Genomic DNA, 666 nt, shown 5'->3' on the forward strand with positions numbered 1-666 from the left:
TGATAAATTATATCGTCCAAAGGACTTAGACCGAGCGCATCAATTTTCTTTTGTACCTCTGTTTCAATATGTTCCATCTTCTCCACTCCTCGTCTTATCTGTTCTCATTCAAATACCATTTGGGCATTTGCTAATTTATATTCATTTTTATTGGTATACAAAACCAAAATTAACAAATAATAAGAGTGGATGAAGAACTTTCACTACGGCTTTGTACATTGAATGACCCCAATTAGCTATTCTACATCTTTGAAATGTATGAATATGTATGCGCTTCATCCTTTCAGTTACTCCATGAAGGATAAGGAACATGTTGTATACTTCCTATTAAACCTACACCATTATTTCCCTTTGTTATAAATTATACAACTGTTCTTTATCCCTTCCCTTTTACATTTGTAAAAGGTTATATTTACGATTCTAGACTTGTCTGTTTCTTGTTATAGTAAAAGTACCCTAACATTCCGAATACCAATTATGGTTATAATGGACTTTTTTTACACTTCATATGCACAGTTGCTTATCTCACACAGATGATGCTGCAGCTGTGCTTTTCATTTCTTTCTACTTCTTTAAAAATTCATCCATAGTTTTATCTAACAAACTAACCATCGCTTCTCTTCTTTGCTTTGGTGTTGTATTGTCTTCCAACCCATTAAAGATTGG

At 32.9% G+C, this 666-nt stretch carries 1 protein-coding gene; it reads left to right on the plus strand.

Features of this window, described 5'->3' with window-relative positions; genetic code table 11:
- Window positions 1-193, plus strand: a 193-nt coding sequence (locus ACQRBL_RS32480) for a hypothetical protein (RefSeq protein WP_427736434.1), incomplete at its 5' end; no start/stop codon positions are given.
- Between the last annotated feature and the right edge of the window lie 473 nt (window positions 194-666).

Origin of the sequence: Bacillus sp. AF62, from assembly GCF_050312695.1 — a bacterium.
GTDB classification, from domain to species: Bacteria; Bacillota; Bacilli; order Bacillales; family Bacillaceae_G; genus Bacillus_A; species Bacillus_A cereus.